A 24,961-nucleotide genomic window follows, 5' to 3' on the forward strand; every position below is an offset into this window, starting at 1 on the left:
ATATTGATGATTAATTTTAATTAAAGATTACATGTGACAACACGATTATAATTAGATACACATGAAAATACTTTTAATTGGTCATGGGAAAATGGGGCAAGCCATTGAAGAGTTTGCAATTCAAAGAGGCCATAGCTTAGTTGCAACAGTTGATGTGAACGACACATTAATGCCTACTTTAGCTGAGCAGGCTGATGTGGCTATAGAGTTCACCCACCCTGATGCGGCCTTTGACAATATTAAGTTTTGTTTAGAGCATAATCTTCCGGTATTATCTGGCACTACCGGATGGCTGGATAAAATGCCTGAAATCGAGAAAATTTGTAAAAAAAATAGTGGAACCTTTCTCTATGCATCAAATTTTTCGATCGGTGTAAATTTATTTTTTAAATTGAATAAATTTTTAGCAAAGCTTATTAGTCCGCAAAGCCAATATAAACCTTCCATGATAGAAGTACATCACACGCACAAAAAAGATGCTCCAAGTGGTACAGCAATAACATTAGCACAAGGGATCATTAGTGCGCATGATCAATACAGCACATGGACAAATGAAACTAAAACTGATGAAGGACAAATTCCTATTACATCAGAACGAATAGGAGAAATCCCAGGGACACATAAAATCACTTATAAATCAGAAGTTGACCAAATTAGTATTGAACATGAAGCCTACAGTAGAGACGGGTTTGTGCAAGGTGCTGTTTTTGTTGCCGAATGGCTTCCTTCTCAAAAAGGAATCGTGAACATTGATGACTTCTTAAAACTATAGAAAATGAAGATTCCATTTTTCAATAAAAAAAAGAAACCAGCAAAACCTAAATCTAAAGTAAGAGAATGGGTAGATGCACTGGTATTTGCGGTAATAGCTGCCACATTGATAAGATGGGCAACTCTAGAGGCCTTTGTTATCCCTACTCCTTCGATGGAAGGCACTCTATTAGTTGGGGATTACTTATTTGTTAGTAAACTACATTATGGTCCAAGAACACCTAGAACACCCCTACAACTACCCTTAACGCATAGAAGATTTTATGGGACAGAAGATGTTCCTGCTTACCTTGACTGGATTCAATTACCGCAATTTAGATTACCTGGATTTAGTGAAGTAAAAAGAAATGATGCTGTGGTATTTAATTACCCAGAAGAATTGCAATACCCACTCGATTTAAGAGAATATTATATCAAAAGGTGCGTGGGAATCCCTGGCGATACTATTCAAGTAAAAAATGCTACGCTTTTCATTAATGATGAAGAAGCTTTTGTTCCGGAAGATGTTCAGTACAGCTATTTTATAAAAACAGATCTAACTATACGGGACAGGGTTTTTGAAGATTATAACATTTGGGATAAAATGTATGAGCCTGGATACGGCTACAGAGTCCACGCAGAGCCCGGAGATATTGAAAAAATGAGATCATTACCTTTTATAAATGAAATCATCTTTTCTCCTACATACAAAAATGGCCAAATATTAAGCACTGATAGCAGTGATGTAGACCCTGCTACCTTTCCAAAAACGCCAGAAACCAGCTGGAATAAAGATTTTTACGGTCCAATTGTGGTGCCTACGGAAGGACAAACCATAGTAATTAACCATAAAAACCTGCTCCTTTATGGTGATATACTTCGTTACTATGAACATTTAGAAAACATCCAGATAAAAGATGATAAGCTCTACATTGAAGGGAAAGAAGTTAAAGAATATACGTTTTCCCAAGATTATTTCTTTATGATGGGTGATAATCGCCATAATTCATGGGACAGCCGTTTTTGGGGGTTTGTTCCGAAAGATCATGTTGTAGGTAAAGCTTTGTTCATCTGGATGAGCATGGATCCTAATGAATCATTCTTCAATAAAATTAGATGGGAGCGATTATTCACAGGAATTAAATAGTCATTTCAAACATTAGAAGTTTTCTATTCTTTAAAACCCTCTCAAACCAATTTGAGAGGGTTTTTAGTTGATAATCAATTATCAGACTTGTAAAGGTCATTTCTTATACGGAATTTTACGCCATGAACAAAAAATCAACTCCATCTAATCAAGAGCTCAACAGCTACTTAGTTCAAGAAGATACTGAATTATTAAAGTATCTCATCTCCAACTACCCTAACAAAAAGAAAGCCTTGTTGAAACAAGTGATGGGTGGCGGTCAAATAAGAATAAATGGAGACGTTATAACACAATTTAATCATGGTTTAAAAAAAGGAGACGAAATCCAGATTAATTGGGCAAAGCCTTCTAAAAAAGTGAAGCTTCAAAAGCTTAATATTCTTTATGAAGATCAGGATTTAATCGTTATTGAAAAAGAAGCAGGACTTCTTTCCGTAGCTTCCTTAAAAGAAAAGAAGAAGAATGCCGTCCAAATTTTGAAAGAACATATGGAGGCAATTGACCCTAGAATCAAAGTTTATATAATTCACCGATTAGAAAGAGAAGCTTCAGGAATTCTTCTATTTGCTAAGAGCCAAAAAATACAAGAGCTCCTACAAAATTCCTGGGAAGATTACGTCATTGACCGAAAATATATTGCGATTGTAGAAGGTAAAATAAAAGAATCCTCACATACTTTAAGAAACTATCTCCGGAGCAATAAAAACAATCAAGTATTTATCGTTAATACACCTGAAAACGCTACTGAAGCCATAACCCATTTCAATCTACTAAAACAGAGTAATGCTTACTCAATGCTTGAATTCAAACTTGAAACGGGTTTCAAAAATCAAATCAGAGTTCAAATGGCACATTTTGGATTTCCAGTTACAGGAGATAAAAAATATACCGCAAAGAAAAATCCTCTTGGAAGAGTTGCATTGCATGCCAATTTAATGGAACTTAAACATCCAATAAGCGGTGAACATTTGAAGTTTGAGTTAGTTCCTCCTTCTAACTTTAGAAATCTAGTAGCAAAAGGTTAATTTACCAATATGTCAAAAAAGAATATTCTTACTTACGGACATTTAGCAGAGGGTTTTCAAGCATTTATTGCACATGAATATCCGGAGTTAAATTGTTTACTTGCAAAAGATAAAGAAGAAGTAGAAAAATTACTCCCTACAGCTCATTACATAGCTGGTTTCAATTTTCTTTCCAAAATGGATATAGATCATATAGAATGGATTCATTCATTTGGCGCAGGTGTCGACAGCTTCATTAAATTAAACCTCCCCGAAAAGTGTACCCTGACCAAAACAAAAGGGAAGATGGGGCAAAGAATGTCTGAATACTGCTTGAGTTACATCTTGCAAGATTTGAACAGGACGGAATTATACAAGATAAACCAAGCTTCGAAAACTTGGGATCAAGTAATACCCAAATCTCTCTCGAAACAAAGTGTGATTTTTTTCGGGACAGGAAATATTAGTACTGACATTGCGCAAGTCCTACAACCCATGGTTAAGAACATTGTAGGAATTAATACTAGTGGAAAAAATAAAGAGTTTTTCGATGTGTGTATCTCTTTCGATAATTTAGATATCGGAAATCTTGAAGCTAACGCTATCGTCATCAACACACTTCCTGCCACAGAAAAAACTCAAAACCTCTTTAACAAAGAGTTTTTCTCACAGCTTGAAAATATTTTATTTATCAACATAGGAAGAGGAAATTCTGTTGATGAAGCGGACTTGCTAGAAGCCTTAGATCAGAAGCACATTAGACAGGCTGTTTTAGATGTTTTTAAACAAGAGCCGCTTCCAAAAGAATCTACTTTATGGGAACATCCTAAATGTATAGTCACTCCCCACATTTCAGGAATAACGTTATTGGAAGATGTAAAGCAAAGTTTTAAGCTTGCTTATGAAGCTGTAAAATCTGGTGATGAGCATAAATTACTAGTAAATACTCAAAAAGGATATTAAAAAACTTTAATAAACCCATCAGGTTTGCTTTGAAAGTACATTTACAAGTTACCTCCGAAGCTGCATGATCTAAACAAGACTAAACCTGATAGGTTTTTCATTTATGATTCACTACTAGAATGGCAATTCATCGTCTTCGCTTGGTGGTGGTGTTTCTTGCGGCCCACTCATTCCATCTGATTCTGAAGTAGGATTACTATTCTGCTGCGAATTAGGAATTCCGCCCACATTTCCATCAGAGGCCCTATCTATTGCCCAAATTTTTACATTAGTATACCATTTGCCATTATACTCTCTGCTATCAATATTAATCTTCGCAGTTAGTTCCTCTCCTTGTTTTATATTAAAACCATCAATCTTATCTCCCCATACTTCAGCACAAACCTTTTTAGGATACTGCTCCTGCGTCTCAAAAATATAGGATTGCTTTCTCCATTCACCCTTTTTACCTTGGCCTTTTTCTTCAGGTAGGATGTCTACCACTTTTCCTTTTAATTCCATCGAAGTAAATTTATTATTTATGGCACAAAAATGTTAAATAAAATTCCCCTCACCTAATCTATTTTAGATTTTAAACACTAAAAGTATTGGTTTACATAACGGGCATTACTTTCTTTGCATTCCTATATTTATTAATCGATTCATGATCAAAAACTTAAGACTACTAGCTATTTTAGAAGGAATTTCCTACTTACTTCTTGGTGTAACTATGCCATTGAAATATATGATGAATATGCCTCAGCCTAATTATTTTGTAGGAATGGCGCATGGGATTCTCTTTATCGGCTATTGCGCATTAGTCCTTTTTGTAGCCCTTAAAAAAAATTGGACTCTGAAGCTTACTCTTTTATCATTAGCAGCTTCTCTAATTCCCCTTGGTACATTTTATGCTGAGTGGAAATGGTTCAGAAAGATGAACGATTAGGGTCTGATCATTCAGACGAATAAATGAGCTTTCTTATAAGCAATACGATTAGTCCAGCTTTTTGTCGATTGAAAAATGGAATTCTCTAACGTATTAAATGTTTCCACAAGCTTAATTTCCTTATCTTTGCACCTTTAAATTTTTACAGCTCATGGATTTAACTACTTTAAGTGCAATTGCTCCTATTGACGGACGATACAGAAACAAAACTCAACCACTTGCGGCCTATTTTTCAGAATGGGCATTAATCAAATATCGTGTGCATGTAGAAGTAGAATATTTCATTGCACTTTGTGAATTGCCACTCCCTCAACTTAAGGACTTCGATCAGTCCCTGTTCCCAAAAATGAGAACATTAGCATCAGATTTCAGTGAAAATGATGCCTTAGTAATCAAAAAAATAGAACAGACAACCAATCATGATGTAAAAGCTGTAGAATACTTTTTAAAGCAAAAATTTGAAGAATTCGGAATAGGTGCTCAAAAAGAGTTTATCCATTTCGGTCTCACCTCACAAGATATTAATAATACCGCAACCCCACTTTTACTAAAGGACGCAACTGAAAAGGTTTACCTTCCCTTTTTACAAGAAATCAAGGACACTCTAAACAAGTACTCAACCAAATGGAAAGACGTCCCAATGCTTGCAAAAACCCATGGCCAACCTGCATCGCCAACTCGTTTGGGTAAAGAATTTGCAGTGTTTGAAGTCAGGTTGGAAGAGCAATTTCTTTTAGAAAAGAATATTCCCTTTGCAGCGAAATTTGGAGGTGCTACTGGTAATTTCAACGCCCACCATGTGGCGTATCCTGAAATTGACTGGAGAGCTTTTGGCAATACTTTTTGTAAAAAATACTTAGGACTTAAACGTTCAGAACCTACCACTCAAATTGAGCATTACGATCATTTAGCAGCTCGATTTGATTCTTTCAAAAGATTGAACACAATTTTATTAGACTTAAGCAAAGATATTTGGCAATATATCAGCATGAACTACTTTAAGCAAAGGATTGCTAAAGACGAAGTAGGCTCTTCAGCGATGCCACATAAGGTCAATCCAATTGATTTTGAAAATGCAGAAGGTAACTTGGGGATTGCAAATGCAATATTAGAACATCTATCTGCAAAACTTCCGATCTCACGATTACAAAGGGATTTGACTGATTCTACTGTTTTACGAAATATTGGCGTACCACTAGCACATGGATTAATTGCTTTTGAATCACTGAAAAAAGGCTTGGGTAAATTGGAGCTAAACCCAGCAGCAATTGAACATGATTTGACAGATAATTGGGCAGTAGTGGCAGAAGCTATACAAACCGTGTTAAGACGAGAGTCTTATCCTGCACCGTACGAAGCATTGAAAGCTTTGACACGAAAGAATGAAAAAATCACCCAAATAACTATAGCAGACTTTATTGATAGCTTAGAAGTTTCAGATGCTATAAAAAATGAATTAAAAGACATCACCCCTTTCAACTATACAGGGATCTAAGTAATAATATAATTGTGCACTGCATCCAGTAAGCTATCAGCTCTGGGTGCAGTTAACTCCCCTTTTTCTTTTTCTCCAATTAGAATACCCTTCACCCCTATCTTTTTAGCTGCTTCAATATCACGTATTGAATCTCCTATCATAAATGACTCAGAAATATCTAGGTTCCATTTCGCAATCGCCTTCTCTAACATCAAGCTATCAGGCTTTCTCAGCAATGATTCAGTAGTAACAGGATGATGAGGACAGAAATAAATATCATCAATCAGATCGCCTACCTTGGCCTGTAACAGGGCATGGCAACTTAGTACATCCTCTTTACTATAAATCCCTTTTGCAATACCCGCTTGATTTGTAACGACAATTAACAAATATCCATGTTTTTTTAAGATTTCCAGGCTTTGTTTGACACCATCTAACACTAAAAAATCATTTAACTTGAACGTATATTCTCCTCTTTCTTTGTTCAAAACGCCATCCCTGTCCAAAAAAATACATTTATGTAAACTCATCAAATTCTTTTATAAATTGAACGGCAATATCTGAAAAGATTTTATAGTTTTGAAGTTGATTTGAATTTATGAAGGATAATTTAGTCATCATACCTACTTACAATGAGCGCGAAAACATAGAAGATATCATTCGCGCTGTCTTTTTATTATCAAAACGATTTGATATTCTGATCATTGATGATAATTCACCTGACGGAACTGCTGAAATAGTCAAAACATTACAGGAAGAGTATGACGGACACTTACATATAATCGAAAGACTTGGCAAACTAGGTTTGGGAACTGCCTATATCGAAGGTTTTAGATATGCATTAAAGCATCAGTATCAATACATCTTTGAAATGGATGCTGATTTCTCTCACAACCCATTGGATTTATTAGAGCTGCTTAACGCTTGTCAAAAAGAGAAGGTTCAATTAACTATTGGCTCTCGCTACAAAACAGGTGTAAACGTTGTGAATTGGCCTATGTCTAGAGTATTGATGTCATATATGGCAAGTAAATATGTGCGTTTTATTACGGGCTTACCCGTTTACGATGCTACCGCAGGGTTTATTTGCTATCACCGCTCCGTACTTGAAACAATTGACTTAGATAAAATAAAATTTATTGGATATGCTTTTCAAATTGAAATGAAATTCAAGGCTTGGAAACATGGATTCGGTATTGAAGAGGTGCCCATCATTTTTACTGATCGAAGTAAGGGTATTTCAAAAATGTCGAAAAAGATTTTTAAAGAAGCAATATTCGGTGTGATCCAAATGAAGGTGAAAAGTTGGTTCAAAAACTATAGACAGGCAGATCTTAACGTTTCTTCGACAAAGGCTCCGATTCAATAATTGCTTTTAGAGATTGAATATCTATATCATGCTTGCCTTGAAACTCAATCTGCTTTACTTCCACATTAAGTTTCCTGATTAATTCATTTTGCTCCTTTTTTCTTTCTTCATTAATGAATTCATCATCTGTTCCACGCAGCATATAAACTTCTTTAGCGTGCAATTTCTCGCTCAAACCTGAAAAATCGATATCAGGTGGAAATGCACCGGAGTGTAGTATGAGTCTGTCAAACGGGAAAGAGAGTTTCTCAGCCCACCTGCATATTGTAGCGGAACCTTGGGAAAACCCTAGTAGTGTAATCCTGATCTCACTTGAAGACAATGGTACTACTTGATCAGCAACTGAATCAAGATAGCTGATATAATTATTGATATCTAGTAGTCTCTCTTCTTTAGTCATCCACGTGCTGCCAACACGGCCTGAAAAACCTTCTAAATAAAACCTAGACAATCCTCCAGGGGCCACAATTACACGATCTCGGCCTTCAAGAGCTTTAAACTTTCTGAGAAAATACTCAGGAAGTTGACCATACCCATGTAAAACAAACCATATTTCCATTGTGTCGGATGAAATAGGCCCACTTTGATAGTACACTGCTTTGTGTTGAAAAACTGTTGTTTTACGCATTTACATGATCTAAAAAATTGGCAAATAAAAAAAGCAGGTAAAACCTGCTCTTTATTTAAATAACTTATAAAAATTAATTTTAACGCTTAAATCCTAAAACGCTTCCACCACAGTAATTAGAACTTCCTTCAAATGTGAAGGTGATGTAATAAATACCTGTCACCTGACACGGAAATGCTATACTAGATAAGGTGGATCCTTCATATTTTGTGGAAGCCACTTTTTTTCTGCTTGAATCATACAATGTCAAAACGATTCCATCTGTAGCTTCTCCATCGTTACAAATCCTGATTTGATAAGTAGCACCTTTCGTGAAAACATAAGAATACTCCACTTTATCTTTTGCTCCACCCTGTCCGTCTATATTATAGCTTTTCAAAAAAGTAAAGCCTGATTGTAATTTAGGAATACATGCTTCTACATGCTTCTCAGTATTACATTGAGCATATGTTTGCTGAACGGAGGCTGATATAAATATAATTCCTAATGCAAAGATTAGCTTTTTCATATAATTTCTTAGTTAATAATGTTCTCTCTAATTTCGTAAACCTGCTTTCTTATCGCTTCAATGTTCTCATCTTTCATAATGATTTCACTGGTACTATTGTCTTGAACAACAAGCATGCCATCTACAACTTCATAAGTTGGCTCACGATAAACAGTCTTTATCTCTATCTTATTAAATTCCTCCTGCAGCTTTACAAATTTATTTGATAACTGTCTGATATTAGGATCATTATCTTTATAAAAAGACATTAATAGAACCACATTATCCATAATTATCTTTTGCTCTGCAATAGTTTCTTTTAACTGCTCGCTATCCGGATTTTTTTCCGAAACTCTTGCTACGATATAAAGTGCTTCAAGCCATCCACCCGATAATAACAAAATACTCAAATTAGAACGCTTCTGTTCTTGAAGATAATTATTAATGTTATTGAAATTTTTAGTGGTTATTAATAGTAGGGAATCTAAGTTCTTGCTATTGGTCGCCAATCTCTTTATGGTACCGATATCAAAAAACTGACCAATACTTAAGTCATCGGCCAATGATTTTATGGAATTAAGGTAAAATAAGGCATCTTGATTTTGCTCATAGATGTTAGTGTAGCCTAAATCAGTTCCATAAACTCCTAATGCCAATGCCTTTTTATAATTGCTATTATAATCAGATATTTTTTCAGGATCGTTTAGATAACTCTTATCATATTTAGTATCCGATTCCTTTAATAATGTAGAAATTTCCAGAGGAGACGGTATCTGTTGGATGATGTCTGAAATGACATCTTCAGAGATAGAGGGTTCCTCTATTTTAACAGAATCCAGTACACCTGATATTTCATCTGCCGAAGGTTTCTTCTTCGAGTCGCAGGAGACTAGAAATGCAAATGCAACACCTAATCCCAAGAGTATGTTTTTCATAAAACTTTTTTTTATCATAACAAAAATAGAAATTCCCTTAGTTAATACAAATTCTCTTTTTTAAATATTTATTTTTCTCAATCTCTTGCTAATAATAGCAGTGATAGACTATTCATTTCATGATTCTTTTTTCCGAAATCGAATATCACCAAAAAACTTAATTGCCTTTCCAAAAAGTTCAAAATATAAGGTGATATATAAAATTAAAGACATAAACCATATTACAAGTATATTAAAATAAAATGTATCAATATATATTCCTGCAAAATACTTTTCCGGAGCAAAGAAATGAGTCCTGTAATTTAATGGGTTATTTGGTTTAACAGGTCTATTGAAGACAGGATCTATCTGTTGAATTAATTGTCCTTTGAATTCAATTACCCTATCTTCTACAGTTAAGTTCCTGACCAGATCTGCAAGACTTTCATTGTAATAGGCGTCTTTAGCATCATTTAAGTTAAAATCGTAGGAAGAATCATTCTCGAGATGAAACTGCAGCGTTTCTTTCTTCTTCACTGCTAGATTGAACTCATTAATGTAGTGGTCTCTTAACTGATCTACATACATGCTAATTTTATCAATCTTATCTTGATTAATAGATTCCGGATCTAAAAGTTTATCTAGGTCTTCTCCTTCTAAATTTCCTTTGAAAGGCTCTTTCTTAAGTGCATTATAAATTACTGTCGTAGCCTCTTCAATTTCTTTCTTCGCCTTTTGTTCTTCATCTCCGAGATCGTTCTCAATAATTCTTAGTTTTTCTCTAATTTTCTTTGTCAAGAAGGATGACTTAAAATCAGCTGATTTCTCATCTGATTCAATCTCATAAAAATATTCTTGATAACTATTATTCTTAAACATATCAACAGCTAAAGCCTCATATGCCCAACGCGAAGTCATTAAATCTGCTACCACCGGCACTTTACCTTTCGTACTAATAAAATCGTTTAGCTTATCAAAACTAAATAAGAGTCCACTTAAAATCATTTGCGGAATGAGTAATAGCGGTATCAAAATATAAACTGTGACGGCAGATTTGAAAGCAGCACTTACATTGAGTCCTAATACATTTGCAAAACAAGAGGTAGTAAATAGAATAGCCCACATACTAAACGTAGCATCCTTTATTTCTAACACCAGGACACCAATCACCACATAAGTTAAAGTTTGAATTGCAGATAGGGCGAATAGAATAGTTATTTTAGAGAGCAGATAACTATTCCAACTCAAATTCAAAAATGACTCTCGTTTCAAAATCTTACGATCTCTAATGATTTCTTCAGCACTTACCGTAAGCCCCATAAACAAGGCTACAATTATGCTCATAAGTAAGAAGGCAGGAAGATTATCATTAAACCTAAAGATATAATCTTCACCAGATGGCGCACTTCTATACTTTATTATGAAAGCTAAAAGCAAAGCCAAAAATGGTGCTTCCAATAGATTAATAAGTAAGTACTGCTTATTACTTATTTTTGAAAGCGTATCACGAATGGTAAAAATTACCGTTTGCTTTAATTTATTAGGAATGGATAAAGTTGAGGGTGGAGCTTCTGACTCTTCTTTTACAGGCTTATGATCAAAATGATCAAGGTAAAAGTCTCTCCATTGGCTAGGATTAATTTTTCGTTTGTTTGTTAACTGACCATATTCATCAACTACCTTCGCTTCTACAATATTGAATATCTGTTCCGGATTTACGTTTCCGCAAGTAGGACAAACCCCTCTATCAGCATCAACTTGATTCGTTTTTTGCTTGAAATAAGTAACAGCCTCGACCGGATGACCATAAAATATCTGATACCCACCTGTATCCATTATAATCATTTTATCAAACATTTTGTAGATGTCTGATGATGGTTGATGAATTACTACAAATATTAATTTACCTTTTAAGGTTAACTCCTTTAACAAGTCAATTACATTCTCAGAATCTCGGGAAGAAAGTCCTGATGTTGGCTCATCTACAAACATGACAGCAGGCTCCCGGATAAGCTCTAGAGCAATATTTAGTCTTTTTCTCTGCCCCCCGGAAATGGTCTTGTCTAAAACGCCTCCAACTCGTAAATCCTTTCTAGCTTCTAAACCTAAATTTTCCAAAGTATCCATTACTCTTTCGTGGATTTCTTCCTCGGACATTTTCGCGAAGCAAAGCTTTGCATTATAGTACAAGTTTTGATAAACCGTTAATTCCTCAATTAATAAATCATCCTGAGAAACATAACCAATTATCCCTTGCAATCGCTCTTGATCTTCATTTAAATCAAGTCCATTAATTTGGATTTTACCTTCACTGGGCGCCTGAATACCTGCTAATACATTTAGCAGTGTGGTTTTACCAGCTCCAGAAGCCCCCATAATGCCAACTAGTTCACCAGGGCCTTCAAAAACATTAACATTACGTAGTCCCAGCTCACCATTAGGAAACTGCAGCACAATATCCTTCGCATTGAAAGACAAGTTTACTTGCTCCGCATCTGATAAGAACTTTCTGATCAATTCAGAATAATAAAGAGCAGCACCTTTTGGTGTTTTAATGGTACTACCATGTGAAAACAGATATACAGAATCTGTTTTCATTATAAAACCGTTTAAATTAATTTCCTCAGTGCCTGTGTATTTAACGAAATACATATCAACACTTCGCACATTTAAGAAAAGTATTTCGCCATCGATATCTGCATGAACATGTAGAGCATCATCAGCAGGCGTTTCGTTATTCACTGAAAGGATATCTTCAAACTGCTCTAAGTCTGTTGTATCGCTTTTAATAACAAAGCTTTCGATTAGCTTAAATTCATCTTTAACAATATTGAAGACATTGGAAACCGTATCAATGATTTCCATTCGCTGCGCAGTGAAATTTTTATCAGCAGAAACCATTTCTAAGAGCTTGATAAGCACAACGACTTTTTGCTTCTGCGTAAGGGTTTTATTAATTTTCTTACAAATTGCTAAGGTTCTTACCGAATCCCGAACAGAGGTTAGTTTTTTCTTTTTTGCTTTTCCGTCCTCTTCTTCCTTTTCAGGCTCCTCTCCCCAGCCTACTAATTTATCATAAAGCTCCAGATACTCCTTAATAGAGTCTTGGTCAAGCTCTTGCTGGAAAAAACCGATAACGAAATTTCTTTCCTTTTCTGTGGCTCCTCCATCTTGCTTGGTAATTATTCCAAATAATTGAGTTAAGGCTTTGAGTATCTCTTCACTCATATAGAAAGACGATTATAGCTTATTGATAAAAATAATAGGCCATTTTTCTTCATGGCCTACGTTTAAAATTCAAAATACAATGCAATAATTAATAGGTTTTAAATTCAAAAGGAATCTCAACCAACTCTGAAAATTCTTCTCCAGCTTCTTCCATATCTTCATCATCTTCATGAAAATACCAATCAATCGTTACTCCGTCTATATCTTCTAGAGAAGATAATACATCAAGTATTAGTTTAGATGAGGCTGTATTGAAGTATTCTAACTTAAATGTAAATAAAGTCTCTGGATTAGGATCTTCACCGTAAGCCGCAATCCAATCCAAAATAGGTTGATAAAATTCTGCAGAATCCTCAGGTAAAGAGCGACCTGAAATTTCGAAAATTCCGTTTCCTTTATCTAATAATATTTTTGGGGTATCCTCTGTTCCTTCAAGGTTAATGATTTCCATATTTAATTTTATATTTTAAATTTAAAAGTTAAACTAAAATTTAGATTCTAAAATCTTAAGATTGTCGTGGTTAAAGAAAAGAAATGAAATCCCTCACCCATATCCTCAAAGTCATATTCTAATTTTTGACCAGATTTCCGCGCCATATCTACAAAACCTAAACCTGCACCGCCTTTGTTCGAAAGGCTATTTGATTTAATGATATCTTTATACATGGATTTTAAACCATCTTTATCGAGTTCATTGATGTCATCTATCCTTTTCTTTAAAGACTCCTTTGCATCAGTGTCGACTGGATTACCACTTGTTACCACATATCGATCATCTTCTTTGCCGATAATAAAAACTGCTGCATTTCGCTTAGCTGATAACGGATTAAAATCATCTGAATGTTTAACAATATTTTGTAAGCATTCCACCATTACATTAAAAACTTTACGCTTAATGCTTGACTCCTCACCCATAGAATCCATGTTGCGTTCTGCCATTGCCAAAACCGATTTGGTAATTTCTTGGGTAAATTCACCCTCATAAACCAAAATAAGGTTTTTGGACAGCATGGTTTTATGTAGGTCGTATATATACTTCATGTTGTTTTTAGGTTAAAAAGCCATTTCTAAATTATAGCCTAATTCATTTCAGGCCTTAAATTAAATAATTTTATTTATAATTAAACTTTTCCCAGTTAAAATCTAATACCGATTAACAATACATCATCTGTTTGCTTATAGTCTGCCTTCCAGTTTTCCCATGCTTCATCAAATATTAAATGCATTTCGTCCATAGATTTACCATGGTTGTCGACTATTGTCTGTCTCAAGCGCTTAGGTCCAAATTTTCTATTCTGTGGGCCACCAAATTGATCCGGGAATCCATCTGAACAAAAGAAGACAGAATCTCCCGTTTTGTATTTAATTTTGTGATTATCAAAATTGGTTTGATTTCTATAAATACCTCCACCAATTGGGAATTTGTTACCTTTTATTTCATCCAATTCACCGTTGGCATGCAAATAATATAATGGACGGTGAGCGCCAGAGTATTCTATCTGATTGTTTTTCTTATCGATCTTACAGAATGCAATATCCATTCCGTCTTTGGTCGTAGAATCATCTCTATCTTGTCTAAGCGTTGAAGTTACTCCTGCATCTAACTTATCTAAAATAACTCCCGGATCACTAATTTTTTGTGACCGCACAATGTCATTCAGTAGGAAATAACCAATCAATGAAATCAAGGCTCCTGGTACCCCATGACCAGTACAATCCACTGCCGCAATGTAAATAACATCATCCACTTCAATGTACCAAGGGAAATCACCACTAACCACATCCTTAGCTTTATATAGTATGAATGAATCAGGGAGCTTTTGTCTAATTACTTGGTTATTAGGAAGAATTGCACCTTGGATCCGTTTAGCATAATTAATTGACTCAGTAATTTTCTTATTCTTACTAGCAATTTCTAATTCTATTAATTTTCTATCCGTTATATCATGAGAAACAACCAATATAGATTCTAGGATCTTTTCTTCATCATATTCAGGAATAGCATTCACTTGCATCACTCTATCTCCCATTTCAGATGGAAAATCTACTTCTTCGGTCACCTTCTCGTTTTGCTCTCTTACTTTCTCTAATAATTGAGCCCACGCTTCTATAATCTTCGGTTCTATATCCGCTTCATGTAAGCCTTTTTGTATTACTTCATCTGGTCTTTTGCCGGTATATCTTTCAATCATTGGATTGACATAGAAAAACTTGCCTTCATTGTCAATTCGAGTAATCAAGTCAATGGAGTTCTCAGATAGAGCCTGCATTTTACTTCTCATGCGCTCTTCCTGCTCAGCTCGTCTTCGTTCAGTGATATCCCTTGTATTGAATATAATTCCTTGAATTGCAGGATCTTCTAATTGATTAGTTCCAGTTACCTCTACCCACACATATTCATCATCGCTATTCAAATATTGATGCTGCATGGTGATTGACTCATCAGGATTCTCTACTAAGTATAAGAACTGCTGATGAACTTCATCTCTAGAATCTGGATGCACTTTATCCAACTCAGTAGTATCAATGATATCTTCCTGTCTGTATCCTAAGATTTTCTCTACTGAAGGAGAGATGTAACGAACAATTCCATCCTTCTCATAAATAGTAATTACCTCAGAGGCATTTTCAAGCAACAATTGCATACGCTTCTGGGTACGATTTACTTCCTCGATTTGATCTTCTAGTCTCTGGTTAGTACGCTTTAACTCTTCTTGAGTAGCTTCCATTTCCTCTGCATTCTGTCTTAATACTTCCTGCTGCTCTTGAAGCTCTTGACTCATTGTTTGCGATTCTGCTAAAAGCTTACGAGTTCTTTCATTTACTTTAATATTAAATACAGTTCGGGCAATGATTAAACTGATCTCTTCCACAAATTTAACTTGGCTAGAATCAAATTTATGGAATCCTGCAAATTCTAAAACTCCGTAAACTTTTTCATCTGTAATCAAGGGAACAATTAAAATACTACTCGGACGCTGATCACCCAAAAGCCCTGAATTAACACTCACATAATCATATGGTATTTCCGTTCTTAATAATGTATCTTGTTCTATTGCTGATTGACCCACTAGGCCTTCTGCAAATTTAAATTTAGCCTTTAAATACTTCTTTTTGTTGTAAGCATAACTTGTCTTCATCTCAAGAAACAAGCTATCTCTATCATCATCATTCAGCACATAAAAAGCCCCTTGAATCGCATCTATTTTCTTTGTTACATACATCAAGATCTCATCCCCTAGCTGCTCTAAATTATCATTTGACCTTAATATCTCTCCAATTTCGGCAACACCCGTAACAATCCAGTTTCTTTCCTTATCCCTTTTCTCTGCTGCCTGAATAGAGTCCCGCATATTTATCAAGGAATTACCTAAAGTATCTTCTTCAGATATTGGCTTAAAGTTAGCCTTGAAATCACCGTCTCCAATCTGCTTAGCAAAATTGGCTGTATTTTTTAAGGAAGAAACATAGCCATCTAAAATCAAGGCCATTTCACCAATTTCATCATCTGATTTTTTAGGAACACTATTTGGCAAAATACCTTTCCCTAGTAACTTTAAGGTTTCCTTTAATGATAAAATAGGGTTTAGCAATACTCTTGAAAAAATGATCGAAATAATCAGAGAAAGAAATAAAATAATAAGCCCTGTGTAAATAAATTTCTCGATTAGCCCTCCCAATTGTTCTTTTACTTCACTTTCATTTACATGAGAGGCAATTCCCCATCCAACGGTGGGAACACTGCTCCAAGCAGACAATACCTCTTCTCCGACATAATTAATATCTTTAGCATATCCTTTTTCACCCAATGCCGCTTTTTGAACTCCAACAGACACCTTATCCTTCAAGGGAACTGAGGAAGGGGCCAAACTATCTACAACTTGTTTTAATGGGGAAAGAAATAACGCTTGATTTTCACTCTGAACTGTTAAGATGCTCTCGTAAGTTTTAAATTCAGTAGAGTTACTTTTAATGATCTCAAGAATCGGCTCCATATTTTTAACCAAAACCAACAATCCTGCCGGGCTATTATAATCATCAATTAAAGGCATTCCGTATAACACTAGTTCATTTTCTCCATATTGCTCAGGATTATTGAATGTGGCAGTATTTATTGCCGCGTCATAAAAATCTTCATCTATACTTTTAAGATCCGCTCCGACCGAAAGAGATGCTATTGAACTATTTGAATTAAAAATGATTTCACCATTCAAATCAGTAAGCAACACTGCATGTATGGGATAATTTTCCACAAAAGATCTCAAATCTGACTCAATTTGATATAAAATCGCTGTCTTCAAGCTATCAGCATTTAGTGTAGTATCCTCCTCCTGATATTTCCTAACACCAGACTGCACTGAAAGTAACCCAGAAATATGATCTGCATTATTTTGAATCCCTTCGAAAAGATCATCGATTTTATCTGCTTTCTGAGATGTATGGGACATCAACTTATCAAAATTCAATTTTTCAATTGAATCTCGGTTCATGTTATAGGTGATAAAACTAACTGTTACAACACTTACTAATACCACAAATAGTAGAATTGCGGTAATTTTAGTCCCGATTTTTATGTTTTTAAACATATTGAATTCTTTGATACTAAAAAATGAATTATTTCTTCTCTTTTTCTTTGTGACCTTCCTTTACTAAATCGTTAGCTAATAGCGCCAATGATTTTTCAACTAATACCTCCTGAGATTTACTAAAAGGTTTAAAAGATGCTATTTCCCCAACTCCTAATAGCTTGTTATCTTTAATAATAGGACACAATATTAAATGTGCAGGATTCGACTCTCCTAACCCTGATAAAATCTTAATGTAGCCTTTAGGTATATCTGATATATTTATAAGCTTTTGTTCTTTTGCAACTTGACCAGCCAAGCCTTCACCAAATTCATAAGAAACTGTTTGACTCTCTGGTAAAACAAAGGCATAAGCTGCAAAAAGTGATATTATATTCTTGTCTCCTATTTTGCCTGCCACATATATTGCACCCTGACTTGCCTCCAATTGATCAGCTAAATGAGATAATAATTTCTCAGCCTTTGATTTGTTATCTGATTCCTTTTTAATTTTAGCATTTATATCCTTCAATTCCTCATCTACATCCTCTTCTTCACCTTTGTTACTTTGAGTATCTTTAGAATCCTTTTTCTCTTTAAATTTTTCAATGTAAACCACATTACTTTCATCATCATTATTCTTATTGAAGAGATGCAGTAATATCGCAATAAATCCTAAAAGGACAGAGACTCCTGTAAATACATATAGTTCATCTAAAACAGGTTTTAATTCCGATATCTCCATCAAACTTATCAGGTGTGTTTCATTAGCAATCCTTTCTGGAAAAATGAAAAGATAATACGCTAAACCTATTATGCTTAACGTAAAAAGCAATGAGGTAATAAGTGCTAAGTTTTTATATAATGCTTTCATAAATGAATACTTCATTGGTAGAAAAAATCAGTTTATTTCATCAAGGACTGTTTGCTTCAGCAAATTTCAATCCTTTAAACTCTCTAAATCAGTTTACCAACATTTTACATTTGCGTTTTTAGTCGCTTTAAATATTACAAATATCATCTGCATACTTCATGCAAACATCACCAAATATATATAATTGTATTGCTTTTCAGGCAATAATTTAAAAATCATTTATACAATTTGTCCAATTCCTTCAAGAATTGGACAATCTCCTGCACCTTCAAAGTGTAATCGATTTCAGTTATCTTCTTTGCAGCATTAGGCATTGTATCAATCATGCATTCTTCTGGGTCTTGAATGATTGTAAGGCCCTTTCTGTCTTTAATCCTTTTCATTCCTAAAGCACCATCTTTATTGGCCCCCGACAATAAAATTCCTATTAATTTATCCCTATAATTATAAGCAGCAGTTTCCAATGTAATATCGATAGAAGGTCTGGAATTATTAAACATTTCTTCAGTAGAAAGGGCAATAGAATTACCAAGTTCTATAGACAAATGATAATTGGCCGGTGCCAAATAAACCTTACCTCTTTTGATATTTTCTTTATCAAAGGGCTCGACCACTGGCTTAATACTTTTTATAGATAATGCTTCGACAAAACCATTACGCACGTGTTTTAATCTATGTAAACATAGGATAATAGGTAGGCTAAAATCGGCTGGAATTGAAGACAGAATTTGGGTTATACCCTGAAAACTACCTGCTGATCCTCCGATTACTATCGCCTTATATTTATTATCAAGATTAAATCGAGCCATTGAGTACTATTTTGTACAGACCTCAGTCTTTAATTTTTTTATAAATTTTCTCCTCATTGTTTACGACAATGAATTTATTGGCAATTTCACACCATATTAAAGATTCCTTGGATCCTATAACGAGGTAACCATATTTGAATAAACTTTCGTGATGCTTTTTCAATACTTCATTTTGCAGGTTCTGATTAAAGTAAATCATCACGTTTCTACATAGGATTAAATCGAATTTATTAAAGACTACACCTTGAACTAAATCATGCTCTCTAAAAGAAACATTATTGATCAATGTCTTGTCCATGACTGCTTTTCCATTCTCTTCTTTAAAATAATCTTTAAAGCTACTCTTCCCCTCAAATCTGATGTAGTTCTTTTCATTTAACTCCATATTTTTCATAGAGTAATGTCCTTTCTTCGCTTTTTCTAGAATAACTTTATCAATATCGGTTGCAATGATTTTGGCTTTATCTAATATCCCCATTTCTTTTAAAAGAATGGACATTGAAAACACCTCTTCACCGGAGGAGCAGCCGGCATGCCAAATACTAATGGTGTTATGATTTAATAAAATGTTAGGGATCACATTATCTCTTAACTCTCTCCAAAATGGTGGGTCGCGAAACATCTCTGTAACGTTCACAGTGATCTCTGCTATAAATTCATCAAAGAAAGACTTATCATCCTTTAGCCTTTTGATCAGCAAATCAGCAGACCCAAATTTATAGAGCTCCATTATTCGAAGTATCCTTCTTCTAAAGGAGGACATGGCATAATTGGTAAAATCATATTTATATTGCTCCTTTACCAATTCAGTAATGCGCCTCAAATCCGATATTTCTATATCCTGTCTATTCATGTGGATTGTGCATCAGTTCTACTTAAAATCATTATATTCTCTCAATTAAAAGAAAACCATTGAAAAAACATTCTTAATGTATGTTTTATCTCAAAGTTTCTCAAATTCCTCCAGTCAACTATAAAAGAATATAGGATTGTTTAAATGTCTTTAATATTAAGATTAATAAATTATAACTGCAATAATAAAGAGCTGTTCTTACAAATTGTTAGACAATTCGTGATTTTCGACTAAATTTTTTATCTGTCAGTTTTTTGTCGAAATCATATTGATAACTTTGCCTGTCTGGAAACGAAAAAGAACTATGCAAAACATTTTATTATTGGGAGCAGGTAGGTCTGCAACTTCACTAATCAATTATCTAAAGAAAAATGCTGAACAAGAGAATTGGCATATTAAAATCGGTGATTTCGACATTACTCTTGCAGAAGAAAAAGCAGGAGGGCATCCAAACACCTCTTTCATACAATTTGACATCTTGAACGACATACAAACGAAAGATGAAATCGCGAAAGCTGATTTAGTGATTTCTATGTTACCTGCCCGATTTCATCCAAAAGTAGCGTCTGCTTGCGTTGATCAAGGAAAACATATGGTTACTGCTTCTTACAATAGTCCCGAAATAGATGACTTATCGGATATTGCTAAAAGTAAAAACACCTTAATTTTGATGGAATGTGGATTAGACCCAGGTATAGACCACATGACAGCAATGGAAGCAATGAATAACATCAGAAATAAAGGGGGTAAATTAACATCCTTTAAATCATATACTGGCGGCTTAGTTTCTCCTGAAAGTGACAACAACCCGTGGCACTATAAATTTACTTGGAACCCTAGAAATGTTGTTCTAGCTGGACAAGGGACCGCGCGTTTTATTAGGAATGGTAGATATAAATATATTCCTTACCATAAACTGTTTGGCAGATATGAAACTATTGAAGTAGCAGGTTTAGGAGATTTTGAAGGCTATCCTAACAGAGATTCCTTGGCATACAGAAAAGTTTATGGCATCGAAGATATCCCCACTTTAATTAGAGGAACTTTCAGAAAAGCTGGCTTTTGCGATGCATGGAATATTTTTGTGCAACTTGGCGTAACTGATGACACCTATAAAATAGAAGGGTTAGAAACAATGTCCAAAAGGGACTTCATCAATGCTTTCTTGAAATACGATAAATCAACCTCAGTAGAAGATAAGTTATGCGAAAGTCTAAATTTCAGTAAAGATTCGGAGGTATTTAAGCGACTGGACTGGATGGGTATTTTTGAAGACAAAAAAGTACCTATTAGCGAGGGAAGCCCTGCACAAGTGATGCAAGCCATCATGGAAGAGAAAATGAGTTTAGATCCAGATGATAAGGATATGATCGTAATGCAACATCAATTTGAATATGAAATGGAAGGAAAAAAATATCAATTAGATTCTTCTATCGTTTCTATTGGTGACGATCAAAGGGAAACAGCTATGTCCAAAACAGTAGGATGGCCTTTAGGTATAGCCGTTAAGAATGTTTTGAACGGAAATATCAAATTAAGGGGAGTTCAAGTGCCCATAAAAGAAGAAATATATGAGCCAATCCTAAAGGAACTACAAGGAATGGGTGTCAGCTTTAATGAAAAAGAAAGAGAAATAAATAATTAGAAGATCGTTAAAAAATCTTTCATTAGCTTAATATAAGAGGGATGGAAATTATTATTTTCATCCCTCAAGTAAATTTCAGCAGTTTCTTTCTTTATTTCTGTTTTACCTCTCTCAAACACATTAAAGAACCTTATGATTTTACTTTCCACTTGATGTCTTAGCGCGGTGCTCCTTGTGCATTGGAATCCAAGTGACTTCATTTCTTCTTCAAATAATGACATCTCGTAAGAAGGTAGCATAATATGTACCTCACCGGCTTCAGCCAAATTTTGATCCAACCCCGTAGCTAAGGAATTAAAAGAAAGGTGATTAGTGTGGTAAGCGGTGTTCTTCCCCTGATTAGTTTGAGACTGCAAATTATTATGAAAAAAAGGTGGGTTCGAGAAAATCAAATCATATTTATGATTAGTTCTATATTGCTTAAAGTCAGCTAATAATACCTTTAATCTGGACTCCCATTTTGAGTTCTTAAAATTCCTTTTTGACTCCTCAAAAGCAACTGGATTGATTTCAACAGCGTCAATTTGTGCTTGATGAAACCTTTGAGCTAGCATTAAAGATAGAACTCCTGTTCCTGTCCCGATCTCAAGAGCTCTTTTGAAATTGGATGAAGTTTGAATTGAAGCTGCAAAAACTGTAGCATCAGTTGTGATTTTAGCTGGGCTTTGCTTTTGATCCACTAAAAATTCTTTAAACTGAAAAACTGACATTAACTTCTTTTATAAAAATGTCTAAAACTGTAAAGACCCAGCAGTATCATAAAAACAGTAATACCTATTATTAATATATGATTTCTATTGATTAAGACTGGTTCTTTCTCACCAACTTTTCCATAATAATTAAAAGCTGCCCAATAATAAGGGGATTTTTCGATATTGCTAATAGACTTGTCCATTAAATAGGAAATCCGTGCCTCTTTTATAGATTTAGCTGGCGATTTGCTTTCTTTCAGATCTCGGTAGAAGTCCGTCATTAGCTTGGAGGTAGCATTATCATTCACTTTCCACTGTGTAAGAAGTATGTTTGACACCCCTGCAAATTGAAATCCTCTAGCCAAACTTATTGGAGTGGCTCCTTTTACTACTTTTCCAACACCAGTTTCACAAGCGCTTAAAACCACCAAATTAGCCTCAAAATTTTGTGCATAAATCTCTGGTAAAAGTAAAACATCATCTATAAACTCAATATAAGCAGGTACTGAAAAATCTCCACCAGAGGCATGTGTTGATAAATGAAGCACATCAAACTGCTTTGAATTCCTCAAAAAATTGCTCTTGGTGGCCTTTTCATTCAGGTCAATTTTTCCTTCAAAAACATCGCTAATCATCTCCGCTTCTCTTTTAGAACTTTTTAAGAAGCGATTAGAATTGCTGTAAATTGGAAAAACGCCATATAAAGTTTTTAATACTAGCTCTTTTTGATTTAGCTGATAAAAATTTAAAGATGTATTGTAAGCAATTGTCCATTTTGTTAGCCAAAACGGCATTTTACTGTAATTGCTATGGTTTACCTTTTCTTTTATCAAGGACTCGAACGGTAAGAAACTTAACAAGCCGTCCGGAATAATTATTAGATTCTTGTATTCCTGCTTTAAGTCTCTACCGAAAAGCTTGCTTAAGCTAAATGAAATATTTACAAAATTCGGAATGTCATTATTAATCAATGTCGATGACTCAAACAACAAAATAAACTTGACAAGTTCTTCCTTGAAAGATTTCTTGATGGAGTGTTTTTGCCATTTTATTTCATCATGCGTAATCCAAAACAAGTACAAATTTTTATCGCCAAAAAAGGTGTATAGTATTTGCGCACTTTCGGTTCTCAACTGTTTTTGGAGTAATTTGAAATTCACTTCCTCTTCCAATGCATTATGAGGATAATTCTTGTCAATACTGTTTTGCGTTTGACTAATTTGCGAGCTCAATTCTATAAACTGCTGGCTAAGTCTGGATCTACTGTTTTCATCAGGTTCTGCTAGCTGATTTCTAATCAATTTTCCAACTAAAGATTGTTGATCCTCTATAAGATCTTGATGCCGCTGTAATAAACTGTCAGTTGGATACTGCTCTAATAAAGATTTTTGATGTGCAGATACCTTTAAAACTCTAGCTTTACTTTTTTCGGCATAATGCAAAGCTCTCCATATCAGACTGTCATTTTTACTATATTGATGCTGTTCATATAAGATTTGTATGCATTTTTCACTTCTAGACCTGTTAGAAGTCTGAAAAATAAGTTTAGATTCAGCGTCATTAATATTTTTGAAAATCAGCTTTTCAACATAAAAGCTTAATTCATAATAGTCTAATTTCAAATCCGAATCATCCGTATAATCTGCATAAGCATCAAAAATATCAATTAAAGTATTTTCCGCATAAAGTAGAGATTTTTTCATGAATATTTCTTTCATCCCAACTGTTGGCAATAAGATATTTCTTGCTCGTTCTAAGTGTACTATTGCACTATCTTCCTCTTCCATAAGAAAATGAAACTGCGATTTCTCAACATAGAATTTCGCTAATTGTCGCGGACTCTTTTTCTCAGCTAGAAGGAGTTCGATTTCTACTAAAGCTTTTCGAGCAGCATTATACTGTTTACGCTTAATCAAGATTTGAGCCTTATTCTTCAGACCCGAAAGAGATCTAGCTTCGTAATTTTGGATCTTAATTTCAGCTTCTTTATGCTTTTTGAGCGCTAATAAATTGGTCGTAATATTGTTTTCTATCAGGCTTTTTTGATTCCCATTTATATCAACTTTTCTAAGATGACTCTCCAATAGCTCCAGTGCAGCGCTATAATTTCCAATATTGTGATAAACGACCGATAAATTAATTACTCCAGCAGTATATGCTATATGATTCCCTTGTGACTGAGCCATCTGCATGTAATGCGTAATTATGTTCTCTGCATCTGAGAAATTCCCAGTAATGGTCAATAAGTTACCTAGTGGTTTTAAGCAATACTCGATGATGTCATAATCTGTTAGATCATGATTACTGTAAAGACCCCAGGCTTTCCGGTATTGATCAACCGCATCATAATGCTTCCCATACTCTTTCAAACAGAAACCCAAATTACAATGCATAATGACCAGAGCTAATCGCTCTTGATCTGATTTTAAGCTAGAATAACGCTCCTTAATTTTCAATTGGTATAAATTGAGGGAAGTTAAAGTTGGGTATTCATCTACTAATTCATCCAAATCATGATAAATACTATCGCTCAAATCTTGAGCAGTTGTGTTAGTGCTTAAAACACTCATCATAAAAAGCGAAACTAAAAAGATAAAATGAACGGTGTAGAAAAAATCAGATTTCATACTA

The 24,961-nt window shown here is 34.5% G+C and carries 22 protein-coding genes; 8 read left to right on the top strand and 14 right to left on the bottom strand.

What is annotated here, in order from left to right; translation table 11 throughout:
• Positions 1-61 precede the first annotated feature (61 nt).
• The 4 genes from dapB (at position 62) to B9Y84_RS09995 (ending at position 3,864) form a co-directional block, all read left to right on the top strand.
• Complete coding sequence (dapB, locus tag B9Y84_RS09980; RefSeq protein WP_085516956.1) at positions 62-772, top strand: 4-hydroxy-tetrahydrodipicolinate reductase; 711 nt, start codon at positions 62-64, stop codon at positions 770-772.
• Between the two features lie 3 nt (positions 773-775).
• Positions 776-1,897 carry a signal peptidase I gene (lepB, locus tag B9Y84_RS09985; RefSeq protein ID WP_085516957.1) on the top strand — a complete coding sequence of 374 codons (1,122 nt, stop codon included), beginning with the start codon at positions 776-778 and terminating at the stop codon, positions 1,895-1,897.
• Positions 1,898-2,019: 122 nt separating this feature from the next.
• Positions 2,020-2,922 carry an RluA family pseudouridine synthase gene (locus B9Y84_RS09990; protein ID WP_085516958.1) on the top strand — a complete coding sequence of 301 codons (903 nt, stop codon included), beginning with the start codon at positions 2,020-2,022 and terminating at the stop codon, positions 2,920-2,922.
• Positions 2,923-2,931: 9 nt separating this feature from the next.
• Entirely contained in the window at positions 2,932-3,864 is a 933-nt protein-coding gene (locus B9Y84_RS09995; RefSeq protein WP_085516959.1) for a D-2-hydroxyacid dehydrogenase, read from the top strand.
• 114 nt (positions 3,865-3,978) lie between these two features.
• On the opposite strand, the gene B9Y84_RS10000 is transcribed toward B9Y84_RS09995, so the two are convergent.
• The gene (locus tag B9Y84_RS10000) at positions 3,979-4,365 is read right to left on the bottom strand and encodes a DUF3127 domain-containing protein (protein WP_085516960.1); all 387 of its coding nucleotides are present in this window, start codon (positions 4,363-4,365) and stop codon (positions 3,979-3,981) included.
• Between the two features lie 142 nt (positions 4,366-4,507).
• On the opposite strand from B9Y84_RS10000, the gene B9Y84_RS10005 reads away from it, so the two are divergent.
• The gene (locus B9Y84_RS10005; protein ID WP_085516961.1) at positions 4,508-4,789 is read left to right on the top strand and encodes a DUF3817 domain-containing protein; all 282 of its coding nucleotides are present in this window, start codon (positions 4,508-4,510) and stop codon (positions 4,787-4,789) included.
• Between the two features lie 151 nt (positions 4,790-4,940).
• A complete protein-coding gene (gene purB / locus B9Y84_RS10010; protein ID WP_085516962.1) occupies positions 4,941-6,284 on the top strand; it encodes an adenylosuccinate lyase in 1,344 nt (447 codons plus the stop codon).
• On the opposite strand, the gene B9Y84_RS10015 is transcribed toward purB, so the two are convergent.
• Positions 6,281-6,796, bottom strand: a complete 516-nt coding sequence (locus B9Y84_RS10015) for a D-glycero-alpha-D-manno-heptose-1,7-bisphosphate 7-phosphatase (protein WP_085516963.1) — start codon at positions 6,794-6,796, stop codon at positions 6,281-6,283. The genes purB and B9Y84_RS10015 overlap by 4 nt on opposite strands.
• A 68-nt stretch (positions 6,797-6,864) precedes the next feature.
• On the opposite strand from B9Y84_RS10015, the gene B9Y84_RS10020 reads away from it, so the two are divergent.
• Positions 6,865-7,635, top strand: a complete 771-nt coding sequence (locus B9Y84_RS10020; protein ID WP_085516964.1) for a polyprenol monophosphomannose synthase — start codon at positions 6,865-6,867, stop codon at positions 7,633-7,635.
• Here B9Y84_RS10020 and B9Y84_RS10025 read toward each other — a convergent pair.
• From B9Y84_RS10025 to B9Y84_RS10070, 10 genes are all read right to left on the bottom strand, one after another.
• Positions 7,601-8,263, bottom strand: a complete 663-nt coding sequence (locus tag B9Y84_RS10025) for an alpha/beta hydrolase (RefSeq protein ID WP_085516965.1) — start codon at positions 8,261-8,263, stop codon at positions 7,601-7,603. The two genes, B9Y84_RS10020 and B9Y84_RS10025, sit on opposite strands and share 35 nt — an antisense overlap.
• Before the next feature lie 79 nt (positions 8,264-8,342).
• Positions 8,343-8,771, bottom strand: a complete 429-nt coding sequence (locus B9Y84_RS10030) for a hypothetical protein (protein ID WP_085516966.1) — start codon at positions 8,769-8,771, stop codon at positions 8,343-8,345.
• Positions 8,772-8,779: 8 nt separating this feature from the next.
• The gene (locus B9Y84_RS10035) at positions 8,780-9,685 is read right to left on the bottom strand and encodes a hypothetical protein (protein WP_085517504.1); all 906 of its coding nucleotides are present in this window, start codon (positions 9,683-9,685) and stop codon (positions 8,780-8,782) included.
• A gap of 117 nt (positions 9,686-9,802) precedes the next feature.
• Complete coding sequence (locus B9Y84_RS10040; protein ID WP_085516967.1) at positions 9,803-12,892, bottom strand: ATP-binding cassette domain-containing protein; 3,090 nt, start codon at positions 12,890-12,892, stop codon at positions 9,803-9,805.
• Positions 12,893-12,980: 88 nt separating this feature from the next.
• Positions 12,981-13,343, bottom strand: coding sequence for a DUF1987 domain-containing protein (locus B9Y84_RS10045; RefSeq protein ID WP_085516968.1), 363 nt, complete (start codon positions 13,341-13,343; stop codon positions 12,981-12,983).
• 47 nt (positions 13,344-13,390) lie between these two features.
• Positions 13,391-13,933: a SiaB family protein kinase gene (locus B9Y84_RS10050; RefSeq protein ID WP_085516969.1), complete on the bottom strand. Its 543-nt coding sequence runs from the start codon at positions 13,931-13,933 to the stop codon at positions 13,391-13,393.
• A gap of 95 nt (positions 13,934-14,028) precedes the next feature.
• Positions 14,029-17,478 (bottom strand): PAS domain S-box protein, encoded by a 3,450-nt coding sequence (locus tag B9Y84_RS10055; RefSeq protein WP_085516970.1) that lies wholly within the window; start codon positions 17,476-17,478, stop codon positions 14,029-14,031.
• Positions 17,479-17,506: 28 nt separating this feature from the next.
• On the bottom strand, positions 17,507-18,346 hold the full coding sequence (locus B9Y84_RS10060) for a GAF domain-containing protein (protein WP_139828004.1): 840 nt from the start codon (positions 18,344-18,346) through the stop codon (positions 17,507-17,509).
• 200 nt (positions 18,347-18,546) lie between these two features.
• Positions 18,547-19,140: a chemotaxis protein CheB gene (locus B9Y84_RS10065; RefSeq protein ID WP_085516972.1), complete on the bottom strand. Its 594-nt coding sequence runs from the start codon at positions 19,138-19,140 to the stop codon at positions 18,547-18,549.
• 22 nt (positions 19,141-19,162) lie between these two features.
• Positions 19,163-19,993 carry a CheR family methyltransferase gene (locus B9Y84_RS10070; protein WP_085516973.1) on the bottom strand — a complete coding sequence of 277 codons (831 nt, stop codon included), beginning with the start codon at positions 19,991-19,993 and terminating at the stop codon, positions 19,163-19,165.
• Positions 19,994-20,297: 304 nt separating this feature from the next.
• Between B9Y84_RS10070 and B9Y84_RS10075 the strand changes: the two genes are divergently transcribed.
• Positions 20,298-21,638 (top strand): saccharopine dehydrogenase family protein, encoded by a 1,341-nt coding sequence (locus B9Y84_RS10075; RefSeq protein WP_085516974.1) that lies wholly within the window; start codon positions 20,298-20,300, stop codon positions 21,636-21,638.
• Here the strand turns inward: B9Y84_RS10075 and B9Y84_RS10080 are convergent.
• A complete protein-coding gene (locus B9Y84_RS10080; protein WP_085516975.1) occupies positions 21,635-22,348 on the bottom strand; it encodes a tRNA1(Val) (adenine(37)-N6)-methyltransferase in 714 nt (237 codons plus the stop codon). The genes B9Y84_RS10075 and B9Y84_RS10080 overlap by 4 nt on opposite strands.
• Positions 22,348-24,957 carry a CHAT domain-containing protein gene (locus B9Y84_RS10085; RefSeq protein ID WP_085516976.1) on the bottom strand — a complete coding sequence of 870 codons (2,610 nt, stop codon included), beginning with the start codon at positions 24,955-24,957 and terminating at the stop codon, positions 22,348-22,350. The genes B9Y84_RS10080 and B9Y84_RS10085 overlap by 1 nt, the downstream gene beginning before the upstream one ends.
• Between the last annotated feature and the right edge of the window lie 4 nt (positions 24,958-24,961).

Origin of the sequence: Marivirga sericea (genome assembly GCF_900177665.1) — a bacterium.
In the GTDB taxonomy this organism is placed as follows: domain Bacteria; phylum Bacteroidota; class Bacteroidia; order Cytophagales; family Cyclobacteriaceae; genus Marivirga; species Marivirga sericea.